Raw genomic sequence first — 8,060 nt, 5'->3', positions numbered from 1 at the left:
ATCGCGACCATTCTCGGCGCGCTGTGGGCGGCGCAGGCCTGGGGCGGCTACTGGAGCTGGGACCCGAAGGAAACCTGGGCGCTGATCGTGTGGCTCAACTACGCGGCCTGGCTGCACATGCGCCTCATGAAGGGCCTGCGCGGCGGCGTGGCGGCCTGGTGGGCGCTCACGGGTCTGCTCGTCACGACCTTCGCGTTCCTCGGCGTGAACATGTTCCTTTCGGGCCTCCACAGCTACGGCAAGCTGTAACCGGATCGGCCCGCAAGACGAATTAACCGTCGGATGCCTCGCGCTCCGACGGTTTTTTTTCGTTCGCCGGGAAGTTTTCTGCGAATGGCGCGTTTGCCCGCTTGAGGCTATCCAGTCGATCCACTTCGTGCGCAGCACGGCAGGACGGGTCGAGATACGATCAATGTGTGCTGGCGGCCCACGCCACACGAGAAGCAGGAGCAGCGATATGTGGATCAAGCGGAGCAGCAGGATCTTGCTCAACGGCGACGACATCCCCGCGAGCGAAATCACGCCGCAAAAGGTGTACGAACAGCGCCGGCGCATTCTGCGGGCCGCCGGCGCGTTCGCGCTCGGCGGCATCGCGGGGCCGTTCGGCGCGGCGCAGGCGTTTGCGGAATACGCGCCCGGCGACCCGAAGGCGCAGAAGCTCGCCGCGCAGACGAACACGAAGTTCGTCGCGCTCGACAAGGTCACGCCCTACAAGGACATCACGACCTATAACAACTTCTACGAGTTCGGCACGGACAAGGGCGATCCGGCGCAAAACGCGCACACGCTGCGGCCGCGCCCGTGGAAGCTGAGCGTCGAGGGCGAGGTGAAGAACCCGAAGGTCTACGACATCGACGAGATCCTCAAGCTCGCGCCGCTCGAAGAGCGCGTGTACCGCCACCGCTGCGTGGAGGGCTGGTCGATTGTCGTGCCGTGGATCGGCGTTTCGCTCTCCGAACTGATCCGCCGCGCGCAGCCCACGGGCAATGCGCGCTACGTGCAGTTCATCACGCTCGCCGACCCCTCGCAAATGCCGGGCCTCGCCGAGCCGATTCTCGACTGGCCGTATTCCGAAGGCCTGCGCATGGACGAAGCGATGAATCCGCTTACGCTGCTCACGGTGGGCCTCTACGGCCAGGTGCTGCCGAACCAGAATGGCGCGCCCGTGCGCGTGGTCGTGCCGTGGAAGTACGGCTTCAAAAGCGCGAAGTCGCTCGTGAAGATCCGCTTCGTCGAGAGTCAGCCGCCCACGAGCTGGAACAAGTACGCGCCGAACGAGTACGGTTTTTATTCGAACGTGAATCCGAACGTCGATCACCCGCGCTGGAGCCAGGCCACGGAGCGGCGCATCGGCGAGGACGGCTTCTTCCAGCCCAAGCGCAAGACGCTCATGTACAACGGCTACGGCGACCTCGTGGCGTCGATGTATCAGGGCATGGATCTGCGCAAGAACTTCTGAGCAACGAGCGTGATGGAGCAAGAGATGGAATCGACGACGACACCGCAGGCCGCCGCGCGCGTGGGGACGGTTCAGGCGCGTCCTGCGCGAAAGGCGGGGGTGGCGAGTGCGGCGGGCCCGCGCTGGCTGCCGGCGGCGAAGGTCGCGGTGTTCGTCGCGGCGTTGTATCCGCTCGCGCGCCTCGTGCTGTTCGGCTTCACGGACGGGCTCGGTGCGAATCCGATCGAGTTCATCACGCGCTCCACGGGGCTCTGGACGCTGGTGTTCCTGTGCATCACGCTTGCCGTCACGCCGCTGCGCCGCCTCACCGGCTGGAATACGCTGGTCCGCTTTCGGCGCATGCTGGGCCTCTTCGCGTTCTTCTACGCAACGCTGCACTTCACGACCTACATCTGGTTCGACAAATGGTTCGACGTCGCCGCGATGTTCAAGGACGTCGGCAAGCGGCCATTCATTACGGTGGGGTTCGCGGCGTTCGTGCTGCTGATTCCGCTTGCCGTGACGTCCACGCGCGCGATGGCGCGCCGGCTCGGACGCCGCTGGCAGACGTTGCATCGGCTCGTCTACGCGATCGGCGTGCTGGCGATCCTGCACTTCTGGTGGATGAAGGCGGGCAAGCACGATCTCGTGCTGCCCAAGCTTTACGGCGCGATCATGCTCGTGCTGCTGGGCTGGCGCGTGGGCACGTGGCTGCTTGCGCGACGGCGCGCCTCGCGCTCGGGTGCGGGCGCCGCGTAGGCGAAATTCACGCCCGGAGAGAACAAAAAAGCGACGCCGTGGCGTCGCTTTTTGCATGGGCGAGCGGACGATAAACTCAGTCCGGCAGCACGCGCTCGCTCGCGAACAGCTGCGCCACGTTTTCGCGCTCGCGCGCGAGATGCACGCGCATGCCGTCGACCATGACTTCGGCCGCGCGCGCACGCGTGTTGTAGTTCGAGCTCATCACGAAGCCGTAGGCGCCCGCCGAGCGGATCGCGAGCACGTCGCCCGGTTCGATCGCGAGCGAGCGTGCGCGGCCCAGCCAGTCGCCGCTTTCGCATACCGGACCGACCACGTCGTACGTCTGCGGCGCGGACTCGCGCGCAACGACAGGCTCCATCGCGTGATACGCGTCGTACATGGCGGGGCGCGCGAGGTCGTTCATCGCGGCGTCGACGATCGCGAAGTTCTTTTCCGAGCCCGGCTTCAGGAACTCGACCGTGGTGAGCAGGATGCCCGCATTGCCCACGAGCGAGCGGCCCGGCTCGAAGTACACCTCGCGCGTCTTGCCCGTTTTCGCGCCATACGCTTCGATGCGGTCGAGCACCGTGCGCACGAACTCGCCGATGTCCGGCGGCGTTTCGTCGTCGTAGGTGATGCCGAGGCCGCCGCCCACGTCGATGTGGCGGATGCTCACGCCGTCGGCTTCGATCTGGTCGACGAGTTCGAGCAGCTTGTCGATGGCGTCGAGATACGGCGCGATTTCGGTGATCTGCGAGCCGATGTGGCAGTCGATGCCGACCACGTCCAGGTGCGTCATGGCTGCAGCGGCACGATAGGTCGCGCGCGCTTGCTCGAATGCCACACCGAACTTGTTCGCCTTCAGGCCGGTGGAAATGTACGGATGCGTTTTCGGATCGACGTCCGGGTTCACGCGCAGCGAAACCGGCGCCTTCTTGCCGAGCTTGCTCGCCACGTCGTTCAGGCGATCGAGTTCGGGAATCGATTCGACGTTGAAGCACTTCACGCCCGCTTCGAGCGCTTCGCGCATTTCGCCGGCGGTCTTGCCGACGCCCGAGAACACGACGTCCTGCGCCTTACCGCCTGCCGCGAGCACGCGGGCGAGCTCGCCCGCCGAAACGATGTCGAAGCCCGCGCCTTCGCGCGCGAACACGTTGAGCACGGCGAGGTTGCTGTTCGCCTTGACCGCGACGTGCACCTTGGCGCGGCGGCCGGCGCAGGCGTCGGCGTAGGCGTGCCATGCGGCGGTGAGCGCCGCGCGCGAGTACACATAGAGCGGCGTGCCGTACTGTGCGGCGAGATCGGCGGCCGAGACGCCTTCTACGAAGAGCGTACCGTTATCGCGGTGAAAAGCGGACTGGGTCATGCGAGCGTTTTACTGGGTTGGCGTGGCGTCGGAGGCAGGTTGCGGGCTGCCGGTGGTCGCGGGCGGGGTGCCAAGGTCGGTGTCCGGCGACAGCGAGAGCGGCGTACCGGAGGTGTCCGGAATCATGCCGACGGGTGCCGATGCAAAGTCGGGAGCACTCGCGGGCGTCGCGCCGGTTTCCGGCTGCGTGGTTTCGAAATTGGGCTTGGGCGGAAGCGGCGGCACGGTGGGCATGTAAAGCGCACCGCGCTGGCCGCAGCCTGCGAGCGCGACGGCGCCGATCGCAAAAGCCGCTAGAATCGCGCGGGGCGTCCATGCGCTGGGGGCCGCTGCGCGCGTCCGGGAAATGACACGCATAATTGTCCCTGAATGAATAACCGGTGGAGTTTAGCATGCCAGACAATGACTACCTGAGCCGCGCGGAGGCCGTGCTGGCGGCCGTGGAGCGGGCCGTGGACGAGGCCGGAGCGGACATCGAACTGGAGCGCAGCGGCAACGTCCTGACGCTCGAATTCGAGAATCGCACGAAGATCATCGTGAATCTGCAGCCGCCGATGCGCGAAATCTGGATCGCGGCGAAGGCTGGCGGTTTTCACTATCGCTTCATCGACGGCGAATGGCGCGACACGCGCACGGGCACCGAATTCTTCTCGGCGCTCACGGCCTATGCAACGGAGCAGGCGGGCGAGCCGGTGCGGTTTGAACCTTGAACGCGCAAGCGTGAGTTCATGAAAGCAACGGGCGCCGGTCGAAAAGTCGAAAAGCTGGCGTCCGTTTTTCATTGCCGCCGCTGTGGCGGGTTTCAGTGCCCGCGGAACAGATTCATGATGTCTTCTTTTTCCTTCGCGTTCACGTGCTCGGGTGCAGGTGCTGCACCGGCATCGTCGGCGCCGCCCGCGCCCGATGCGCCGCTCGCCGACGCTTCGAGCGCCGCCTGACTGATGCCCACCGTCGAGACGAAGCCGTGGCCCGGCGTGGCGTCGGCGTAGTAGAGCTCGTCGCCGAGCGTGACGACGCCGTCCGGCATCGCCATCCTGTACTCGGGCACGCCGTTGAGCGCCTTCTGCATGTAGTCGATCCAGACCGGCAGCGCGAGACCGCCGCCCGTTTCCTTGTCGCCGAGGCTGCGCGGATTGTCGTAGCCGATCCAGGCAATCGCGGCCAGCGTGTGCTGGTAGCCCGCGAACCACGCGTCGCGCGAGTCGTTGGTCGTGCCGGTCTTGCCGCTCAGGTCGGTGCGCCTGAGGACGTTCGACTTCGCGCCCGTGCCGCGCTGCGCGACGCTCTGCAAGAGGCTGTTCATGATGTACGCGTTGCGCGGGTCGATCGCGCGCGGCGCGTTCTGCCCGGCCACGAGCGGCTGCGCCTGGGCGACCACCATGCCGCGCTGGTCGGTGACCTCGGCGATCAGATACGGATTCACGCGATACCCGCCGTTGGCGAACACCGAGTAGCCGGCGGCCATCTGCAGGGGCGTGACGAGACCCGCGCCGAGCGCCATCGGCAGATAGGCGGGATGCCGGTCGGCGTCGAAGCCGAAGTGCGTGATGTACTGCTGCGCGTACTTCGTGCCGATGTGGTTGAGGATACGGATCGACACGAGGTTCTTCGACTTCATGAGCGCCGTACGCATGCTCATCGGGCCGTCGAAGCCGCCGCCGTAGTTCTTCGGCTCCCACGGCTGGCCGCCCGTTTCGGCGGCGCTGAAGAAGAGCGGCGCGTCGTTGACGACGGTCGCAGGCCCGAGCCCCTTGTCGAGCGACGCCGAGTAGATGAACGGCTTGAAGCTCGAGCCCGGCTGACGCCACGCCTGGGTGACGTGGTTGAACTTGTTCTTGTTGAAGTCGAAGCCGCCCACGAGCGCGCGGATCGCGCCGTCCTGCGGCACGATCGAGATGAACGCGCCCTCGATTTGCGGCAACTGCGTGATCGACCAGTCGCCCGCGTTGTTACGCGCGAGGCGGATGATCGCGCCCGGCCGGATTTTCTGCGACGGCTGCGCGCGCGCGGAGAGCGCGAACTGCGCGAAGCGCAGCCCGTCGCCGGTGATGCTCGCGGTGTTGCCGTCCATGAACGTGGCTTTCACTTCCTTCGGGCTCGCCGCCGTCACCACCGCCGCCACGAGTTCGCCGTTGTCGGGGTGCTCGACGAGCGCGTCGTCGATGGCCTGCTCGCGCTCGTCGCTATCCGTGGGCAGTTCGATGAACGCCTCGGGCCCGCGATACCCGTGGCGGCGCTCGTAGTCCATCAGCCCCTTGCGCAGCGCGCGATAGGCGACGTCCTGATCGGCGGAGTCGATGGTGGTGACGACGTTCAGTCCGCGTGTGTACGCCTCCTCGTGGTACTGCGCGTACATCATCTGGCGCACCATTTCCGCCACGTACTCGGCGTGGACGCTGAATTCCTTGCCCGCGCCCTTGACGACGAGCGGCTGCGCCGCAGCCTCGTCGTACTGCTGCTGCGTGATGTAGTGCAGCTCGAGCATGCGCTGGAGAATGTATTCCTGGCGTACCTTCGCCCGCTTCGGATTGACGACCGGGTTGTAGGCCGAGGGCGCCTTGGGCAGCCCGGCCAGCATCGCGCACTCGGCGAGCGTGAGGTCTTTCAGATCCTTGCCGAAGTACACGCGCGCGGCGCTCGCGAAGCCATACGCGCGCTGGCCCAGATAGATCTGATTCATGTACACCTCGAGAATCTGATCCTTCGAGAGCTTCGACTCGATCTTGTAGGCGAGTAGCATCTCGTAAATCTTGCGCGTGTAGGTCTTTTCGCTCGAAAGGAAAAAATTGCGCGCCACCTGCATGGTGATCGTGCTGGCGCCCTGGGTGGCGTGGCCATTGGTGAGCGCGACGAAGCCCGCGCGCGCGATGCCGGCGAGGTCGACGCCGCCGTGATCGTAGAAGCGCGCGTCTTCGATGGCCAGAATGGCCTTCTTCAGGTTGTCGGGCACGTCCCTGAAATGGACGATGTCGCGCCGTTCCTCGCCGAACTCTCCGATCAGCACGTGGTCGCGCGTGTAGATGCGCAGCGGCACCTTCGGGCGGTAGTCGGTGAGCGCCTCGAGCGACGGCAGGTTGGGCGTCGCCACGACGAGCGCGTAGCCGAGCACCAGTGCCACGCATACCACCCCGGCGAAGATGAGGCCGAAAAAGGCGATCAGCAGCGTGGCCCACCACGGGCGCTTGCGCCGGCGGGGCGGCTCGGGCGGCGTGGAAGGCGGTACGGACGAAGGAAGCTGATCTTGCATACGAACACCAGAAAAACGGTCCCGCGATTATAGCCGCCGCTCACCCGCGGGCTTTCGGGTGGCTTACATGGACGGCGCGAGCGAGCACGCAACCCGCTGTTTCTGTCGACGCGTCTGTTGACGCTCTTGCTGATATTCGCACTGTAGACGCGGCCCTCGCGCGTGGATAGCGCTTGCGGCGACCGTTGGCCGATCGGCCGAGTATTCGCGCGCCGCCGGGGTTCGCACAATTCTCCATCGACGCGCTGCGAACGGTTTGCGGCGCGCGGACGTACAGGAGGGGTGCGATGGGTTTCGGAAATGCGGTGTTGTTGGGCGCGCGCCGCTTTGCTGCGGGCGTGGATCTAGGCGCGCGCGGGGTCACGCTGGCGGTGTTGAGCCAGCGCATTGTCGGGGCGGGGCCGGTTCGCCTCGAATGGCTGGCGAGCGCGCCGCTCGCGCGTGAGGCGCTTGCAGGCGCGGAGATCGTCGACCGGGAGGCCATCGTCGCGGCACTTCGCAGCGTATTCGGCGAGTTGCCGCGCGCCAGCGCCGCGGCGTCGCTGCGATGCGCCATGGCGCTGCCCGCGAGCGCGACGCTCGTCGCGACTGTGCCGCTCGCGCGTCTTGCGCCAGCGGGTGCGGTGGACGAGTCGGGCATTCACGCGGCGCTCGAGCCGCTCGTCCTGGCAGAGGCGGAGCGCGTGGCGGGCGTGGAGCGCGGCGAGCTGGCGGTCGACTGGAGCGTGCAGCCGGCCACGCCACGCAGCCACGAAGCGCAGGTGACGATCGCGGCGACGGCACGGCAGCATCTCGAAGTGCGCATCGAATGCGCGGCAATGGCGGGCATCACGCTGTGTGCCCTGGACGGCGAGGCGCACGCCGCGTTACGCGCCATGCGGCACGCGGCGGTGTACGAGCTGCCGCCGCACGAGCCCTGGGTGGCGATCTGGGTCGGCCCGGAAGGCTTGCACGGCTGGTTGCTCGCCGACGACTCGGTCATCCGGCACATGCGCTTTCCCGCGCTCGAACATGCCGATCTCGTGGAGGCGCTGCGCGATCTCGTCGACGGCGAGCAGGCCGGCTGCGTGCAGGTCTCGGGCGAGCTTGCCATGCTGCACGGCGCAAACTTCACGCTGGCCGACATCGGCGACGCGCTGGGCGCGCCGGTGCTGCCGTTCGAATGCGCGACGCTGGCCGACGTCGAGTGGCCGCTTGCGGCGACGCTGTTGCATGACCCGGGGTGCGCGGTGGCGTTCGGACTCGCGTTGCGCGGGGTGACGGAATGA

At 66.7% G+C, this 8,060-nt stretch carries 8 protein-coding genes; 5 read left to right on the top strand and 3 right to left on the bottom strand.

From position 1 onward, the window contains the following. The 3 genes from ccsA to msrQ all read left to right on the top strand — a co-directional run. A partial coding sequence (gene ccsA, locus C7411_RS34105) for a cytochrome c biogenesis protein CcsA (RefSeq protein WP_165822952.1) occupies nucleotides 1–249 on the top strand: 249 nt, incomplete at its 5' end. Between the two features lie 208 nt (nucleotides 250–457). Continuing rightward, nucleotides 458–1,459, top strand: coding sequence for a protein-methionine-sulfoxide reductase catalytic subunit MsrP (gene msrP / locus C7411_RS34100; protein WP_110388500.1), 1,002 nt, complete (start codon nucleotides 458–460; stop codon nucleotides 1,457–1,459). A 12-nt stretch (nucleotides 1,460–1,471) separates the two neighbouring features. Continuing rightward, nucleotides 1,472–2,197, top strand: a complete 726-nt coding sequence (msrQ, locus tag C7411_RS34095) for a protein-methionine-sulfoxide reductase heme-binding subunit MsrQ (protein ID WP_181431408.1) — start codon at nucleotides 1,472–1,474, stop codon at nucleotides 2,195–2,197. 76 nt (nucleotides 2,198–2,273) lie between these two features. Here the strand turns inward: msrQ and lysA are convergent, their stop codons facing one another. Together lysA and lptM are read right to left on the bottom strand one after the other, a co-directional pair. Further along, a complete protein-coding gene (gene lysA, locus C7411_RS34090) occupies nucleotides 2,274–3,545 on the bottom strand; it encodes a diaminopimelate decarboxylase (RefSeq protein ID WP_110388498.1) in 1,272 nt (423 codons plus the stop codon). A 9-nt stretch (nucleotides 3,546–3,554) separates the two neighbouring features. Further along, entirely contained in the window at nucleotides 3,555–3,902 is a 348-nt protein-coding gene (gene lptM / locus C7411_RS34085) for an LPS translocon maturation chaperone LptM (protein ID WP_110388497.1), read from the bottom strand. 35 nt (nucleotides 3,903–3,937) lie between these two features. On the opposite strand from lptM, the gene cyaY reads away from it, so the two are divergent. After that, nucleotides 3,938–4,255 (top strand): iron donor protein CyaY, encoded by a 318-nt coding sequence (gene cyaY, locus C7411_RS34080; protein WP_110388496.1) that lies wholly within the window; start codon nucleotides 3,938–3,940, stop codon nucleotides 4,253–4,255. Between the two features lie 92 nt (nucleotides 4,256–4,347). On the opposite strand, the gene C7411_RS34075 is transcribed toward cyaY, so the two are convergent. Then, entirely contained in the window at nucleotides 4,348–6,792 is a 2,445-nt protein-coding gene (locus tag C7411_RS34075) for a penicillin-binding protein 1A (RefSeq protein WP_110388495.1), read from the bottom strand. A 287-nt stretch (nucleotides 6,793–7,079) separates the two neighbouring features. Here C7411_RS34075 and pilM point away from each other — a divergent pair, with 287 nt between their 5' ends. Next, entirely contained in the window at nucleotides 7,080–8,060 is a 981-nt protein-coding gene (gene pilM, locus C7411_RS34070) for a type IV pilus biogenesis protein PilM (RefSeq protein ID WP_110388494.1), read from the top strand.

The sequence above is a fragment of the Paraburkholderia silvatlantica genome (assembly GCF_003096715.1).
Lineage (GTDB): Bacteria > Pseudomonadota > Gammaproteobacteria > Burkholderiales > Burkholderiaceae > Paraburkholderia > Paraburkholderia silvatlantica.
This window is presented reverse-complemented; position numbering and strand designations above follow the sequence as displayed.